Below are 15,749 nucleotides of genomic sequence, written 5' to 3' on the forward strand. Positions count from 1 at the left end.
TTCAGCCAAAAGTTGAGCGGAATACACTCAACTTAGTGCATGCTGTAGGTGGCAGTACTGAAAGACGACGAGGGAGGATCCCCCAGCAGTGGACGCGAGCAAGTTCACCACCAAGACGCAGGACGCCCTGTCCGCCGCGATCCGGCAGGCGGGCGCGGCCGGCAACCCGGACGTCAAGCCGGTGCACATCCTGATCGCCCTGCTGGAGCAGCCCGAGGGCATCGCCCGGCCCCTGCTGGAGGCGGTCGGGGCGAACGCGGCCCGGGTCGACGCCGAGGCGCGCCGCCAGCTGACCGCGCTGCCCAGCGCGATGGGCTCGACGGTCGCCGCCCCGCAGCTCGCCCGGGACACCCTGGCCGTGCTCACCGAGGCCGGCAAGCGCGCGGACGACCTGGACGACCAGTACGTCTCCACCGAGCACCTGCTGGTCGGCCTGGCCGCCGAGGGCGGGGCGGTCGCCGAACTGCTGGTGCAGCAGGGCGCGACGGCCAAGGCCCTGCTCGCCGCCTTCAAGGACGTCCGGGGCAGCGGCAAGGTCACCTCGCCGGATCCGGAGGGCACCTACAAGGCCCTGGAGAAGTACGGCACCGACCTCACCCAGGCCGCCCGGGACGGCAAGCTCGACCCGGTGATCGGCCGCGACCACGAGATCCGCCGGGTGGTCCAGGTGCTCTCCCGCCGGACGAAGAACAACCCGGTGCTGATCGGCGAGCCCGGCGTCGGCAAGACGGCCGTGGTCGAGGGCCTGGCCCAGCGCATCGTGGCCGGCGACGTGCCGGAGTCGCTGCGCGGCAAGCGGCTGGTCGCCCTGGACCTCAGCGCGATGGTCGCGGGCGCCAAGTTCCGCGGCGAGTTCGAGGAGCGGCTGAAGGCCGTCCTGAACGACATCAAGTCCTCCGACGGCCAGGTCGTCACCTTCATCGACGAGCTGCACACCATGGTCGGCGCGGGCGCCGGCGGCGACTCCGCGATGGACGCCGGCAACATGCTCAAGCCGATGCTGGCCCGCGGCGAGCTGCGGATGGTCGGCGCCACCACGCTGGACGAGTACCGCGAGCGGATCGAGAAGGACCCGGCCCTGGAGCGCCGCTTCCAGCAGGTGCTGGTCGGCGAGCCCAGCGTGGAGGACTCGATCGCCATCCTGCGCGGCCTCAAGGGCCGGTACGAGGCGCACCACAAGGTGCAGATCTCGGACGCCGCCCTGGTCGCCGCCGCCACCCTGTCCAACCGCTACATCACCTCCCGCTTCCTGCCCGACAAGGCGATCGACCTGGTCGACGAGGCGGCCTCCCGGCTGCGGATGGAGATCGACTCCTCCCCGGTGGAGATCGACGAACTCCAGCGCGCCGTCGACCGGTTGCGGATGGAGGAGCTGGCCCTGGAGAAGGAGTCGGACCCCGCCTCGGTGGACCGGCTGGCCCGGCTGCGGCGCGATCTCGCCGACAAGAACGAGCAGTTGAGCGTGCTGACGGCCCGCTGGGAGCAGGAGAAGAAGAGCCTCAACCGGGTCGGCGAACTCAAGGAGCGGCTGGACGACCTGCAGGGCGCGCTCGAACGGGCCCAGCGGGACGGGGACTTCGAGCGGGCGTCCAAGCTGATGTACGCCGAGATCCCGGCCGCCGAGGAGGAGCTCACCGAGGCCCAGGAGCGCGCCGCCGACCAGGACGCCTCCGCCTCGATGGTCAAGGAGGAGGTCGGCCCGGACGACGTGGCCGACGTGGTCGCCTCCTGGACGGGCATCCCGGCCGGCCGGCTGCTGGAGGGCGAGAGCGCCAAACTCCTGCGCATGGAGGAGGAGCTGGGCCGACGGCTGATCGGCCAGGCGGAGGCCGTGCAGGCCGTCTCGGACGCGGTGCGCCGCACCCGTTCGGGCATCGCCGACCCGGACCGCCCGACCGGCTCCTTCCTGTTCCTCGGCCCGACGGGCGTCGGCAAGACCGAACTCGCCAAGGCCCTGGCCGACTTCCTGTTCGACGACGAGCGGGCGATGGTCCGGATCGACATGAGCGAGTACGGCGAGAAGCACTCGGTCTCCCGTCTGGTCGGCGCCCCGCCCGGGTACGTCGGCTACGAGGAGGGCGGCCAGCTCACCGAGGCGGTCCGCCGGCGCCCGTACAGCGTGGTGCTGCTGGACGAGGTGGAGAAGGCCCACCCGGAGGTCTTCGACGTGCTGCTCCAGGTGCTCGACGACGGCCGGCTCACCGACGGCCAGGGCCGCACGGTGGACTTCCGCAACGCGATCCTGATCCTCACGTCCAACCTCGGCTCCCACTACCTGGTGGACCCGACCATCCCGGAGGACAAGAAGAAGGCCCTGGTGCTGGACTCCGTCCGGGCCGCGTTCAAGCCGGAGTTCCTCAACCGGCTGGACGACATCGTGGTCTTCGACCCGCTGGGCACCGCCGAGCTCAGCCGGATCGTCGACCTCCAGGTGGCCCGCCTCGGCGAACGGCTGCGCGAGCGCCGGCTCACCCTGGACGTCTCCGTGGCCGCCCGCGACTGGCTGGCGCTCACCGGGTACGACCCGGCGTACGGCGCCCGCCCGCTGCGCCGGCTGGTGCAGTCCGCGATCGGCGACCAGCTGGCCCGGGCGATCCTCTCCGGCCAGGTCCACGACGGGGACACCGTGCTGGTCGAGCGGGACGAGGAGGGCGACCGGCTCACGGTCCGCGGCCGGGGCCCGCTGGAGAAGTAGGCGCTGCCGTCCGGGCCGCCTCCCCGCTCACGCGAGGGGGCGGCCCGCACCGTCTCCGGGCGGCCCGCGCCGTGTCCTAGCCCGCCGCTCCGCGCTGCTGCCGCCGTGAGCGGTCCCGCCAGGCGCGGGCCAGCCGGTGCAGCTCGGCCCCCTGGGACTCCGGCAGGCTCCAGGTCTGGGTGAGCAGCCGCAGGGTGGACACCCGCGGGCAGGACACCCCCCGCTCCAGGTCGCGGATCGACCGCACGCTCAGCCCCGACGCCTCGCCCAACTGCTCCTGCGTCATCCCCCGGCCCAGCCGGATGTTCCGCAGCAGCGCCCCGAGCGAGGCGCCCTCCCCGGTCACCGTACGTTCCATCCCTGCTCCCCCCTTCGGTCCAAATCACCTCAACTCGACCGGGGCGAACGGGCTTTGCTCCCGGCGAGTTCCGTCGCACGCTAACCGCATCCGGCCCGCACGGCAGGCGAACCCGGCCGCCGGGCGCGTGACTTGGCTCACGCGCCCACCCGGTGCCCGACCGGTCGGCCGAACCCCGCGGACCGGTCGGCCGAACCCCGCGCACCCGGTCGGCCGAACCCCGCGCACCGTGCGTGACAGAGGCCTCCGCGTGCCCCCGGAGGAAGATCGACGCGCCCCTCGGTGCCCCTGTGAGCAGAGCCCTGAATGAGGCAGGATGGGAGGTGGAAAGGGCGGCCTCTCATTGCCGGCCACCACGTGCACTGAGGAAGAGGACCCCCATGAGCATCGACCCGTCGTCCATCCCGTCGTTCGGCGTGCCCCAGGGCGGCGGCCAGCCCGGTGGCCAGGGCGGCCGGCCGGCCGGCCCTCCGCCGATCATCGTCCCCGACCAGGCCCTGGTGACCCAGCTGCTCGACCAGATGCAGCTCAAGCACGTCGTGGACGAGGAGGGCGACCTCACCGCCCCCTGGGAGGGCTTCCGCGTCTACTACATGTTCCGCGGCGAGCAGAAGGAGCTCTTCGCGGTGCGCGCCTTCTACGACCGCGCGTACCCGCTGGAGAAGAAGGGCGAGATCCTCGACCTGATCGACGAGTGGAACCGCGAGACCCTCTGGCCGAAGGTCTACACCCACACCCACGAGGACGGCGTGGTCCGCCTGATCGGCGAGGCCCAGATGATCGTCGGCACCGGCGTCAACCTGGACTACTTCGTCACCACCACGGCGAACTGGACCCAGGCCGCGGTCGGCTTCGAGCAGTGGATCGTCGAGCGCCTCGGCCTGCAGAACGAGATCGAGGGCGAGGACGGCGAGGGCGAGGGTGAGGGCGGCGAGGAGGCCTGATCCCGGCCCCGGCGCGCACCCCCGCGGCCCGGCCGCCCGGCACCGCCGGGCAGCCGGGCCGTTCCCGTTCCCGGACCCGTCCCCCCTTCGCCGCCGGGCCCCCTCTTCGCCGGGCCGTCCTTGTCCCCGGCCCCCGGCTGCCCCAGGATGGCCCTGACGACGAGCCGTGAGGAGCCACCGATGGGTACCAGGCCGCTGCTGAACCGCCGACTGGCCGGGATGGGTACGACGATCTTCGCCGAGATGTCCGCCCTGGCCACCGCCACCGGCTCGATCAACCTCGGCCAGGGCTTCCCCGACACCGACGGGCCCGAGGAGATCCGCGAGGCGGCCGTCCGGGCCCTGCGCGGGGGCCGCGGCAACCAGTACCCGCCCGGCCCCGGCATCCCCGAGCTGCGCACCGCTGTCGCCGAACACCAGCAGCGCTTCCACGGCCTCACGTACGACCCGAACACCGAGGTGCTGGTCACCGCGGGCGCCACCGAGGCCATCGCCGCCGCCCTGCTCGCCCTGCTGGAGCCCGGCGACGAGGTGATCGCCCTCGAACCCTTCTACGACTCCTACGCCGCCTGCATCGCCATGGCCGGCGCCACCCGCGTGCCGCTCACCCTCCGGGCCCCGCACTTCCGCCCCGACCTGGACGAGCTGCGCGCCCTGATCACCCCGCGCACCCGGCTGCTGCTGATCAACACCCCGCACAACCCCACCGGGACCGTCCTCACCGCCGAGGAACTGGCCGCCATCGCCGCGCTCGCCGTCGAGCACGACCTGCTGGTCGTCACCGACGAGGTCTACGAGCACCTGGTCTTCGGCACCACCCACCACCCGCTCGCCGCCCTTCCCGGCATGCGCGAGCGCACCGTGACCATCTCCTCGGCCGGCAAGACCTTCTCCTTCACCGGCTGGAAGGTCGGCTGGGTCAAGCCCTCTTCGCCTACCTATTGGACGCTGGCCGCATGACCGCCCGACCAGGCATCGGCCAGGATGGCGCTCGAAGAATCAACAGATACCCGAGTGAGGACGGTAGAGACATGAGCGGCAGGCCGTTGCTGAACCGCAGGCTGGACGGGCTCGGTACGACGATCTTCGCGGAGATGTCGGCACTGGCGACAGCAACGGGCGCGATCAACCTGGGGCAGGGCTTCCCCGACACGGACGGCCCGGAGGCGGTTCGCGAGGCTGCCGTACGAGCGCTGCGCGACGGACGCGGCAACCAGTACCCGCCGGGCCCGGGCGTCCCGGAGCTCCGCCAAGCGATCGCCGACCACCAGTTCCGCTTCTACGGCCTGAGCCTCGACCCTGATACGGAGGTCCTGGTCACCGCTGGCGCGACAGAGGCGATCGCGGCGACCATGCTCGCGCTGCTGGAGCCTGGTGACGAGGTGATCGCCTTCGAACCCTTCTACGACTCCTACGCGGCCTGCATCGCCATGGCCGGTGCGAAGCGGGTACCGCTCACCCTTCGCGCTCCGTCCTTCCGCCCGGACCTGGATGAGCTGCGTTCCAAGATCACCCCGCAGACTCGACTCCTTCTCCTGAACACCCCGCACAACCCGACCGGCATGGTCCTCACCACTGAGGAGCAGAGCGCCATCGCCGAGCTCGCCATCGAGCACGACCTGCTCGTCGTCACCGACGAGGTGTACGAGCACCTGGCCTTCGACGAGGCCGCCCATGTCCCGATCGCCGTGCTCCCCGGCATGCGCGAGCGCACCGTCTCCATCTCCTCCGCCGGCAAGACCTTCTCCTTCACCGGATGGAAGGTCGGCTGGGCCATGGCGGACGCCCGGCTCATCGCCGCCGTCCGAACCGCGAAGCAGTACCTGACCTACGTCAGCGCGGGCCCGTTCCAGTACGCGATCGCCGAAGCGCTCCACCTTCCGGACACGTACTACGACGGCTTCCGCGCCGACCTGCAACGCAAGCGCGACCTGCTCGGCGACGGCCTCCGGACGGCCGGGTTCGAGGTCTACCGGCCCCAGGGCACGTACTTCATCACCACCGACATCACCCCCTTCGGCGAGAAGGACGCCTACGCCTTCTGCCGCGCCCTCCCCGAACGCTGCGGCGTCGTCGCCATCCCCAACTCCGTCTTCTACGACGACCCCGAAGCTGGCCGCAGCCAGGTCCGCTTCACCTTCTGCAAGAAGGACGACGTTCTCAACGAGGCCACCACTCGCCTGCATCGCTTGGCGTCCTGAACTCACGCGTTCTGCGCCTCGACGGCGTTCACCTCCGGCGGCGCGGCGGCCAGCGGCCGCCGCGCCGGGCAGGTCTCCGGCATGCAGCCGTGGCCGACGCGCGCGGTGCCATCGTCGAGGCGGAGAAGGACGGCGAGCACGCAACCATCCGCCACCCTGAGTTCGAGCGCGTGGCGACGCAGGCTGGAGATCTGGGCGCTGCCGGTGCCACGCCGGACGACGATCGGCAAGTGGTCGCCGGGAGTCGTGAATGCGCGGCTCATCGGGGCCCTGCGCAGCCCGAGCCGCCAAGTCAGCCACGTGTGCACGTTGACACCGCTGCCACGCAGGATGTCCCCGTTGACAGGGATTCGCATGCCGAGGACCTCACCTTCAACGGCCATCGTGTCCGGCTGAACCGGTTCTTCCTCCTCGAAGGGGCGAGCGCCGCGGGAAACGAGATCGACCAAGCCATCGAGGGTCTCGCCAAGTTGGTCACTGAGCAGGCACTGCTTCAGGCGCCATGGGGTGACGGGGTACAGCTCCGTCACCTTGGCGAAGAGATGCGCCCGGGAGAGGGGGCCAGACTCGGTGACCACCGAGACCATCGCCTCCACCGCACTGGCGTACGGGGATGCGCGCAGATGCGTCCACTCGACCAGAGCCCAGGTGCCCTCAGGGCGGATCTGGCGGAAGCGGTCATCACGGCGCAGTGCCTCCCGTACGGCCGCAGTGGTCGTCGCGCCCATTGGGGCGAGCAGCTCGTCGGCCTGACACGGGCGCCCCGTCTCCAGCAACCATAGGTACGCCGCGTCGCGTCCCCGTGCTTTGCGGCGGACCCAGTGCCCGTTGGGGCTCAGAGCGAGCCGCGACTCGGAGTGGCTCAGCAGCCGCTGCAGAGGGAGCCCTGCGGGCAATCCCGCCTCGGAGGCCGCCTGGCTGAGATCGTCGCCACGGAAAGGCGCGGTGTCGACCAGGCGACGAAGGGCGCCATCCAATATCCCCGGGTCGACGCTCCACCACCCCCTCAACGGCCCCGCCCACGTCCGCGGCGCGGCCAGCCCGGCTGCTGTCAGCAGCTCGTCCAGCAACACGTGATCGACGATCCCGAGCGTCGCGGCGTATTCCTCCCGCAGGGCGGCCACGCACGCGCCCATCGCGCGCAGTTTCTCCCGCCACCCGTCGTGGAACATGTCCGCCGCCACCACGAGCCACCTTCTCGTCCCGCTCTGGATCTGGCGCACGCGCTCGCGGCTCAGCCCCAGCGGCGCTCCGACCTCGTCCAGAGTCCGGCCCTTGGATCGGCCGACGATGACGGCTCGCTCGCGCTCATCGAAGACCCCTGACTCCCACGCCCTGACCAGCCATTCGCGCGTCGACCACTCGTCCCCCACCGAAACCCCTCACATCTCGCTGAAGTAGACGACCCGCACGCCGAGGAACTTAGCCATGCGCTGGTGCTCCTCCTTCGTCTCGGGCGACACGGGGTCGCGGAACGGATCGACGACGCAGATCGTCCAGGGCCAGGTCTCACCGGTGGACCGATCGAGGATGGCAGGCCACACGAGGTGCTTGAGGTTCGCCGCCGTGCCGGCCACGAAGTGCTGCTCTTCGTCTTCAGTCCCGATTTCGCGGACTCTCGCGCGCATCGGCTTCTGTCGCGTAGTGTCAGGGATGACTTCCCAGCCGGGTCCGTAGATCGCCACGACCATCTGCTCGAGCGTTGCCGCCGGGCGGGTCACATATTTGGCGTACTTGCCCTCCCCGCGCCTAGCCCGCTCATACTCCTTCATGGGGCAGTCCTTAAGCCACGGGCGGATGTTGGCCTGCTGCCCCACGAAGCCGAGGAGGCGGCCGCCGATCTCCGGATCTTCTGTCCATTCCTGGTACAGGCGGGTGCGGTCCGCGTCCTGGAGGTGCGGCCACTGGGCCTCGTCAGCCTGGGCGTAGATCCGGGTGACCACGGCCTTCTCGACGGCGGGCGGGATCTTGTAGTCAGTCACAGGATTCCTTTCGGCAGGGGGAACTGGAGGCGGACCTCGTCCGCCGCGGTCTCAAGGTCGGCGGCATCCTGGATCCACATGTCCATGAGGGAACCGACCGTCTCGTCCTGGAACTCGATGCGGGAGACGTGCGGGAGTTCCAAATGCTCGGTCTCCTCGGCCTCCAGTGTCCGGCGCAGGTTCAGCACTGCCGCGGCGCGGCGGATGTCGGTGACGAAGTCGAGGACCTTCAGAGCCTTCTTGCCCGGGCTCAAACGCAGCCCTCGGCCTAGCTGCTGCACGAAGATCCTTCGGCTGTGAGTGACGCGAAGGAACGCGATCAGATTCACATCGGGCACGTCGACGCCCTCGTTGAATACGTCCACGCATGTGATCACCGGGACGCGGCCGAGACGGAACTCGTTGAGCAGAACGTCACGGTGACGCTTCGAAAGGCCGCTGTGCAGGTGGGAGGCGCTGGACCACGCCGGGTCCGAGATGGCGAGGAGGCCCGCCATGTGCTCGGCGTGCTCAATGGTTTGACAGAACACGATGGCGCGGGGCTCGACGGTCTGCCGCCAGGTCGCCCGCAGGTGCTCGACGATCTCCTCGTCCCGCTGGGGGAGGAACAGGCGACGGTTGAGGTCCTTGATCGAGTAGCCGTGGCGACTGATGTCCTGGACCGCGTCCCAGTCGACGCCGTCCGCGTACAGCTTGTAGTCGACGGCCGACAGGTAGCCCGCCGCCATGCCCTCGGCGATGCCCATCTTGAAGCTGGGCTGGCCGAAGCGGGCAGTGATATCGAACTTGTCGCCACGCCAGGGAGTGGCGGTGACTCCGAATCGCCCCGCAGTCCCACACAGATCGAGGAGTTCCGCAAATCTGCCGGTCTCGGCAACGTGGTGGGTCTCGTCGATCATGATGAGGTCGGGTTCATAGCCCACGCGTACGGCGGACAGCGCGGACTCAACGGTCGCGACGACGACACCGTCGAGGGCCCTGGGCTTGCTCTCGCCAGTGAGGAGGCGGGTCGGCACACCCTTCGGGATGTGCCGCCACAGTGCCTTCTCAAGCTGACCCACCAGGTCGCGCATGTGCGCGACGACCAGGACACGCGCGTCCGGACGCGTGGCGAGGAAATTGCCGATGACTTCACCACCGATGACCGTCTTACCCAGGCCCGTCGCGAGGACCAGCAGCGCCGTCCCCTCCGCGTCGAGATCCCGCTCAATCGCGGCCACGGCCCGTTCCTGGTACCGCCGCAGGGCGTAGGGAGCGGGTACGCGGTCGGGCATCCTCTCACCGATGGCGTCCAGGGTGGCTCCGTGCCACAGGGTGATGTCGACGCCGATCCCCGCCAGTGCCCGACGCCGCGCCTGAGCCGACGCGGTGATGTCTGTATTGGTCACCAGGACGGCCTTGTCGGCGCGGTAGTAGGTACGGGCGCGCTCGAGGTCGTCGATACCAGCGTCGTCGGCGGTACCGTGCGCCTTCCACTTGCTTTGGAACACCCACTGCTCGTGGTCGCGGACCGCGAGCAGATCGGCGCCGTGGTCGTGGGCGCCGTCGATGACGCGGACGTCCTGGAATCCGAGGTGCCACAAGGTTCGTTCGAGCGCCTTGATCAGTCCCTCAGGGCCGCCGTCGCGGAGTTCGGCGGCCGTCAGGAAGGCGGCGCTCACTCCCCACCCGCCAGTTCATCGCGCAGGAGGGCGATACTCAGGCGGGCGCGCCGCAGCTGCGACGCGGTCGCCTCACCCGCGAAGGTGCCGAGCGTCGCGACATCCGCGAGGCAGCCCGTGACCCGGGCCAGACTCAGGGCCTTCCCGGACGGCGATGACACCCCGGTGTATGGTCCCCGGAAAGCGGCGCCATCCATGAACGCGGCCGGCATCGCCTCGACAAGCCGGACCAGCGCCAGCGCGGGAACGTGGTGGACGAATCCCGAGTCGAGGCCGAGACGGCCGATGAGACCGACACGTCCGGCGGCGATCATCGCTTCCTCGGTCGCGGTCTTCTCTTCCTTGGAGAGGTGGCCGTAGGCGAGCGTGAAGCCGCCGCTCCGGTCGAGGGCCTCGGCCACACGCTCGCGGATCTCCCCGAGGAGGTCTCGGGCCTCCGCACCGACGGTGGTGCCGTCGAGTGCGCTGTCCTGCAGGGACTCGGCGCGGATCGCGGCGACGAGCTGGGACGGGCTCCAGTCGGAGCGCGCCCGCACCTTCAGGACGGCGGCCAGTTCGACCAGGAGGAGATCGGCGTAGTCCGTGCCAAACCGACGGAACGCGGCGTGCTCGGGGTCTACAAGGGCGGTGAGCTCGTTGCCGGACCGCTGGTCGAGGAGGACCGGAACATGCAGCCCGCTGTCGTCGAGAAGTCGCTCGCCCGGCTTCAGCAGCAAGGTCCGCACCTTCAGGTAACCGAGTTCAGGGTGCCCGAACGATCGACTCAGGTAGGCGTGTGGCGACGCCGCGCCCTCATACCGGGCCAGGCGCTCACTACGGGTCTCCGCCCTCTCCTTGATCGCCACAGCCGGTGCGGGCACAGTGGAAAGAGCCTTGGCCCCAGCCTCGGGCTTGGCGGCGCCGGAGGCGGGGATGTTGGCGGGCATGCCGAGCGCGCCCAGAACCGCCTGCTCGTCGGGCTGGGCCGGCACGCTGGCGGCCGTCTTCGCTTCCTTGCCCTGCTTCTTGATCTCCTCGTGCCGCAGGACCGCCTGCCACCAGTGATCGTCGGTCTGGTACTCGGCGACGCCTGCCTGGAACTTCCGGCCCCAGTCCCGGGCATCCGCGTGGATCGGCTTGTTGCCGTCGCCCGGGACGAGGCAGCGCAGGCCCACGTCGTTACGGCGGAAGCCCTTGAACAACAGGGCCAGCGGGCTCTCGTTCTCCGTGTAGCCGAGCTTCTGGGCACGCTGAGGCAGGAGTGGCGCCAGGCCGCGCAGAACCTCCACGGCGGTGAGCCAGCTGCGGTCGCCGTACTCGAAAGCGTCCTTCTGGTAGGTGACGGGGACGTGGTCGAGGTGAATCTCGCCGATGAGGCGGCCGCCCTGGTGGGCAAGCTCGACCGGGTACTCCGGCTCCTCGTTCCCCGCGATCCCGTCGGGGTTGTTCCAGGTGAAGAGCTGCTTGTCCCAGCGCAGGATCTTCCGGCCGTTGCGCAGGAAGTCGATCCCGTACTCGGTCTTGTCGAGGTAACGCTGGACGCCGAGCCAGCCGTGGATCCGGCGCTCACGGACCGACAAGTTGTCGCCGCCGCAGACCGAGCAAACCTCGCCCGATCCGATCTGCCACTCCCCACAATCCCGGCAGGCGATCCCGTCCTGGAGCTTCTCATCGATCGGGATGTATGCGGGGATCCGCTCCTTGCCGTTGTAGAGCACGTAACGGTCATCTCCCCAGCGGCAATGACGGACCGGCTTGACCCGGGTCCCGCCGACGTAGAGCTCGAAGGGGTGCTCCGTGAGGATCCATGAGTACACCGAGCCCAGGATGTTGCGGAGTGAGGCGCCGTTGCGCCGCAGCCAGTCGGCGCGCGTCACGTGCAGGCGGTCGACAATGATCCTGGTGCCGTGCTGGGACGGGTCGCTCTTCGGCTCGACGATGTCCTTCGCCTCGAAGTCGTCCTTGATCTGGTCGAGGTCGATCTCTACGCCGATCCAGTCCGTGTCGCCCGCTCGGGTCGTCAGGATTCGGGTCCGCCGGCCGAGACGGGCGGTCGAGATGTTGAAGCCCATGCCGAAGAGGCCGAGCTTGTCGTGCATGTCGTTCCCGGACCAGCCGGCCCGTACCGCGCGTGCGAGGCGGTCCTGTGACATGCCCCGACCGGTGTCACGGACCTCCAGAACCCCCTTCGAGGACGACGGCAGGGTCACGCTGACCGTGAACCCGTCGGGCCACTCCACCCCCGAGCGAAGGATGTCGAGGAAGTCGTCGAAGGGGTTGTCGACGAGCTCGGCCAGGCACTGCCACTCGTCGAAATCGATCTCGCCCAGCATGCTCAGCACGCGGGAAGAAGGGGTGATCTTCACTCCGGCGGAACCCTCCTGAAGGATCGGGACGCTGTCACGGCGGCCGCGGCGTACGTGGGCACGGCGAAGCCGCCCGACTCTCATGAGTCGAGCATTCGATCCTGAGGGTAGAGGGTGCGACTGACGATCCGGCCGGAGTTTGCGAACCCCGGCGAATCATGTGGCTACCGGATACGAGCAAGAGGGTGACGAACCCTCATGAATGGGCGTGATTCGGTCGCGAGGATGGCTCTGGCGGTCGCCGATCTTCTCGCGCGCCAGGTCGCCGACGTGTGCCGCCGCGGCCTCAGGTGCCTCATGGTCTCCACAACCGCGGGGTGGCCCAGCCCTCTGAGGAAGAAGCTCTACCGCCGGACCACCATGAGGGCGCTGCTCCGCTCCCGTGGCATGCTGGGAGGATGATTCGAGAGCCCGCCGAAGTGACCGTGGCGGAAGACGGGATCATCGAGATCCCGATGGGTGTCCTGGTCGAGGCCGGCCTGCACATCGGCGAGCGGTTGCTCGCTTTCAGCGACAGTGACGGCCGGATCACCCTACGGCGCGCTGCGGACGCGGTCGAGGACCTGCTCCGCGACGGGACCCTGTAGCCCGCGTCACTGACCGCGCACCACCGCGATGACGCGCTGTGCGGCGTCGACGGGGTCCTCGTGCTCCCAGATACGGATAACCGTCCACCCGGCTTCGGAGAGGCGACGGTTCGTCTCCCCGTCCCGCGAGCGGTTGACCTCGATCTTGTCGCGCCAGAACTCGGGATTTCGAGTCGTCGCCGGCCTGTGATGTTCCGGGCACCCGTGCCAGAAGCAGCCATCCACGAACACCGCTACGCGGGCCTTCGTGAACACAAGGTCCGCGGTACGGCGCAGGTCAGGCAGCGGCCGCGTGGATACGCGGTACCGCAGCCCCTCTCGGTGAATGAGAGAGCGGAGCCTGAGCTCAGGACCGGTGTCTTTGCCCCGGTTGCCACGCATCGACGCGCGAACCGCGTCCGATGAGGCCCACGAGCCCTGCGGCACGGGTCGGGCACCCACGAGCCCCTTCTCCACCGCCGCCTCCCACCCGGCAACGAGGTTCGCCGCTCGGGTGTCGTTGTCGACTTGCCCAAGGTACTTGGTGGGCGAACGGCCCTTGTCGGACCACCGCAAGTAGGCGCGAATGCGTCGGGTGTTGGGCAGCACCTTGAGTTCGACGGAGGCGAGAGCGTACCGATCGTCATCCAGACGGACATAGCGCCCTTGACGACCGCCGGCCGCGCGATCCTGCTCCGCCGTCAGGGCTTCTCTGCTGCGGCCAGCTCGTCCCTTCCAGGCGCGCATCGGCGGCGGCTGATCGTTCCAGCCGCTCTGCCCACCACGCCGCGTATCGGTCACGATCGCGATTCCACGTCGTCCAGTGCCGCGTGGATGGCCTTCGCGAAGACCTCCCCCAGGCGTACCGGCACGGCGTTGCCCAGCTGACGCATCCGCTCCCCGCGCGGCCCCATCAGGCTCCACTCGTCGCCGAACGTCATGACGCGGGCGGTCTCCCGGACGGTCATGTACCGGTGGATATAGTCCAGGCTCCCTGTCTCCCGGTTTCGCTCGCGCTTGTCCAGGAGCATCACGGACTCGCCGCCCGGGACACCGTGCACACCGGCCTTCACGGTCTTCGCCGGGTGGTCCAGCACGTTCGGCGTGTGGCCCTGGTAGATCCTCGCGCCCGGCCACCCGACGTGGTCCGGGAAGCCCTGCGGCGTCTTCTTGTCCAACTTCTTCAAGTCGATCTCAGGCAAACCGACCAGCGCGTCCCTCAGCGTCAGCCACGGCGCCAGAGACTCCTCGCCATCGATCTGGAGCTCTTCCTGCCCGTACAGGCGCTCGACACCTTCACGGACATGCTTCTCGACGGTTCGGTGCCGATCCCAGTAGGTGTGATCGAGGAAGGACTGGATCAAAGACCGCTTGGAGTGTGTCTCCTTGACCGCCTCTTCGAACTTCCCGCGATCCACGCCAAGGTCGGCCCGAAAGGCCACGAGGATGACGCGATTCCGAATCTGCGGCACCCCGTAGTCGGCGGCGTTCACAGGGAACTCGAAGACCTCGTACCTCTGCGTCGGGTCCGTGTCCTTCGCCTTCAGCCGCTCCTGCAGCAGTCGATCGTGCTCCTGCCATGTCGTGTCAGCGCGCTCCACGAAGGGCAGCTCCAGCTCGCGCTTGATGTACTTGAAATACGGGGCGAAAGACTGACGCAGCAAGCCACGGACGTTCTCACAAAGGACCGCCTTCGGCCTGATCTCCCGCACGGCCCGGAACATCTCGGGAAACATGTTCCGCTCGTCCTCGTCTCCCTTGGCGACGCCGCCGAGACTGAACGGCTGACACGGCGGGCCACCAGCCAGGAGATCGACCTCATGCTCTCCCAAGTAGGTCATGTTCAGCTTGCGGACATCACCCATGACCAGCGGAGTCTTGTGCTTGTCGGTCTTCTCCTCCCCCTCCTTCAGCTCTTCCGGCACGGGAGGGGACGACCCTTCCGGGTAGGCCACGAAGCCGTTCGCCTTCAACGTCTCACACGCCCACTTCGCGTACTCATTCACGAGGAGATGGCGGAAGCCGGCGTTCGTGCCAGCCTGCACCAGGCCACCACCTCCGGCGAACAGTTCGACCGACGTCCGTGCCATGTTTCACGCTCCTAGCAGATCAGTACGGGTAAAACCATACCGCGGAGTTGGTGATCATGGTGCCATTGTGGCCGAAATCTTCACCACGTGGCGACTACAGTTCCTTCGATGACCCACGTCTCCCCGACCGTCACGGGCCGAGGCAGGGGGAGACCGAGCCCAGCGAAGGAGCCCGTCCGGTGAGCGAGTCCAGCGATCGCGGTCGTCGGGATCCATCCACGGAGTCCGGGCGCGACCGCATCTACGACCCGCTGCGACGTGAGAACCTCGGCCGGAGCGTGCTCTGGGCTCTGGTCTCGTCGAAGCCAGTGCCCCTCGGCCACATCCCTCACTTCCGCGGCTCCGGCATCTACGCCATCTACTACGCGGGACCCCACGAGCTGTATACGCGCATCTCGTCCACGAAGTGCGAGGTGCCCATCTACGTGGGCAAGGCCGATCCAGAGGGAAGCCGCAAGGGCCAGAACGTGGGCGCGGCCTGGGAAGGCACCAAACTGCGGGACCGGCTCAGGCAACACGCGCGCAAGATCGACAAGGCGCTGGACCTCGACCTCGGCGACTTCTCCGCGCGATACCTGCCCGCCGACGATCTCTTCACGCCCATGGCTGAACGGCTGATGATCGGCGACCTACAACCCGTGTGGAACGTGGTGCTGGAAGGGTTCGGCGTCAACCGACAGGGGGCAGGACGCGAAGACAAGCAGCTTCGGCCGAAGTGGCACGAGGTGCATCGCGGTATCGACTGGGCGGATAGCATGCCCGCGCAACTCGGGGGACCGGAGCCTTTGCGTACAGCGATAGTCGCTCACTTGGAACGTCACGGCTCGGCTCCTTCCGCCTCCGACGGCGAACCAGGTCAACCCGGCCTGACGGATCTCGGCCCGATCTGAGCGCCGGTGCTCATCCC

12 protein-coding genes and 1 pseudogene are annotated in these 15,749 nt (G+C 68.9%); 6 read left to right on the top strand and 7 right to left on the bottom strand.

Annotated elements, in window-relative coordinates; all coding sequences use genetic code 11:
- Nucleotides 1-88 precede the first annotated feature (88 nt).
- Entirely contained in the window at nucleotides 89-2,695 is a 2,607-nt protein-coding gene (gene clpB / locus ACZ3YL_RS10515; protein WP_188307427.1) for an ATP-dependent chaperone ClpB, read from the top strand.
- Between the two features lie 76 nt (nucleotides 2,696-2,771).
- Here the strand turns inward: clpB and ACZ3YL_RS10520 are convergent, their stop codons facing one another.
- A complete protein-coding gene (locus tag ACZ3YL_RS10520; protein WP_188307426.1) occupies nucleotides 2,772-3,053 on the bottom strand; it encodes a helix-turn-helix domain-containing protein in 282 nt (93 codons plus the stop codon).
- Nucleotides 3,054-3,433: 380 nt separating this feature from the next.
- On the opposite strand from ACZ3YL_RS10520, the gene ACZ3YL_RS10525 reads away from it, so the two are divergent.
- From ACZ3YL_RS10525 to ACZ3YL_RS10535, 3 genes and pseudogenes are all read left to right on the top strand, one after another.
- Nucleotides 3,434-3,997 carry a type III secretion system chaperone family protein gene (locus tag ACZ3YL_RS10525; protein ID WP_188307425.1) on the top strand — a complete coding sequence of 188 codons (564 nt, stop codon included), beginning with the start codon at nucleotides 3,434-3,436 and terminating at the stop codon, nucleotides 3,995-3,997.
- A 180-nt stretch (nucleotides 3,998-4,177) separates the two neighbouring features.
- Nucleotides 4,178-4,933, top strand: a pseudogene (locus ACZ3YL_RS10530) (aminotransferase class I/II-fold pyridoxal phosphate-dependent enzyme); the annotation flags it as partial.
- Nucleotides 4,934-5,028: 95 nt separating this feature from the next.
- Entirely contained in the window at nucleotides 5,029-6,198 is a 1,170-nt protein-coding gene (locus tag ACZ3YL_RS10535) for a pyridoxal phosphate-dependent aminotransferase (protein ID WP_465656616.1), read from the top strand.
- 2 nt (nucleotides 6,199-6,200) lie between these two features.
- Here the strand turns inward: ACZ3YL_RS10535 and ACZ3YL_RS10540 are convergent, their stop codons facing one another.
- Genes ACZ3YL_RS10540 through ACZ3YL_RS10555 form a run of 4 tightly spaced genes read right to left on the bottom strand, consistent with a single transcriptional unit; the run spans nucleotide 6,201 to nucleotide 12,186 of the window.
- A complete protein-coding gene (locus tag ACZ3YL_RS10540; RefSeq protein ID WP_465656618.1) occupies nucleotides 6,201-7,571 on the bottom strand; it encodes a sigma factor-like helix-turn-helix DNA-binding protein in 1,371 nt (456 codons plus the stop codon).
- A 9-nt stretch (nucleotides 7,572-7,580) separates the two neighbouring features.
- Complete coding sequence (locus ACZ3YL_RS10545; protein ID WP_465656620.1) at nucleotides 7,581-8,180, bottom strand: hypothetical protein; 600 nt, start codon at nucleotides 8,178-8,180, stop codon at nucleotides 7,581-7,583.
- Nucleotides 8,177-9,841 carry a DEAD/DEAH box helicase family protein gene (locus ACZ3YL_RS10550; protein WP_465656622.1) on the bottom strand — a complete coding sequence of 555 codons (1,665 nt, stop codon included), beginning with the start codon at nucleotides 9,839-9,841 and terminating at the stop codon, nucleotides 8,177-8,179. Before ACZ3YL_RS10550 ends, ACZ3YL_RS10545 begins: the two co-directional genes overlap by 4 nt.
- On the bottom strand, nucleotides 9,838-12,186 hold the full coding sequence (locus ACZ3YL_RS10555) for an ATP-binding protein (RefSeq protein WP_465656624.1): 2,349 nt from the start codon (nucleotides 12,184-12,186) through the stop codon (nucleotides 9,838-9,840). Before ACZ3YL_RS10555 ends, ACZ3YL_RS10550 begins: the two co-directional genes overlap by 4 nt.
- A 398-nt stretch (nucleotides 12,187-12,584) precedes the next feature.
- On the opposite strand from ACZ3YL_RS10555, the gene ACZ3YL_RS10560 reads away from it, so the two are divergent.
- On the top strand, nucleotides 12,585-12,773 hold the full coding sequence (locus ACZ3YL_RS10560; protein ID WP_465656626.1) for a hypothetical protein: 189 nt from the start codon (nucleotides 12,585-12,587) through the stop codon (nucleotides 12,771-12,773).
- Nucleotides 12,774-12,779: 6 nt separating this feature from the next.
- Here ACZ3YL_RS10560 and ACZ3YL_RS10565 read toward each other — a convergent pair whose 3' ends face one another.
- Nucleotides 12,780-13,553 carry a very short patch repair endonuclease gene (locus ACZ3YL_RS10565; protein ID WP_465656627.1) on the bottom strand — a complete coding sequence of 258 codons (774 nt, stop codon included), beginning with the start codon at nucleotides 13,551-13,553 and terminating at the stop codon, nucleotides 12,780-12,782.
- On the bottom strand, nucleotides 13,550-14,842 hold the full coding sequence (locus ACZ3YL_RS10570) for a DNA cytosine methyltransferase (protein WP_465656629.1): 1,293 nt from the start codon (nucleotides 14,840-14,842) through the stop codon (nucleotides 13,550-13,552). The genes ACZ3YL_RS10565 and ACZ3YL_RS10570 overlap by 4 nt, the downstream gene beginning before the upstream one ends.
- A gap of 179 nt (nucleotides 14,843-15,021) precedes the next feature.
- Between ACZ3YL_RS10570 and ACZ3YL_RS10575 the strand changes: the two genes are divergently transcribed.
- Complete coding sequence (locus tag ACZ3YL_RS10575) at nucleotides 15,022-15,732, top strand: Eco29kI family restriction endonuclease (RefSeq protein WP_465656630.1); 711 nt, start codon at nucleotides 15,022-15,024, stop codon at nucleotides 15,730-15,732.
- Nucleotides 15,733-15,749: the final 17 nt, after the last annotated feature.

It is taken from the genome of Kitasatospora sp. NPDC023176 (assembly GCF_055560495.1).

Excerpts from the sequence above, each read along its gene's own strand:
- ACZ3YL_RS10535 (WP_465656616.1), top strand. The coding sequence starts at position 5,029 with ATGAGCGGCAGGCCGTTGCTGAACCGCAGGCTGGACGGGCTCGGTACG.
- ACZ3YL_RS10570 (WP_465656629.1), bottom strand. The coding sequence starts at position 14,842 with ATGGCACGGACGTCGGTCGAACTGTTCGCCGGAGGTGGTGGCCTGGTG.
- ACZ3YL_RS10525 (WP_188307425.1), top strand. The coding sequence starts at position 3,434 with ATGAGCATCGACCCGTCGTCCATCCCGTCGTTCGGCGTGCCCCAGGGC.
- ACZ3YL_RS10560 (WP_465656626.1), top strand. The coding sequence starts at position 12,585 with ATGATTCGAGAGCCCGCCGAAGTGACCGTGGCGGAAGACGGGATCATC.
- ACZ3YL_RS10520 (WP_188307426.1), bottom strand. The coding sequence starts at position 3,053 with ATGGAACGTACGGTGACCGGGGAGGGCGCCTCGCTCGGGGCGCTGCTG.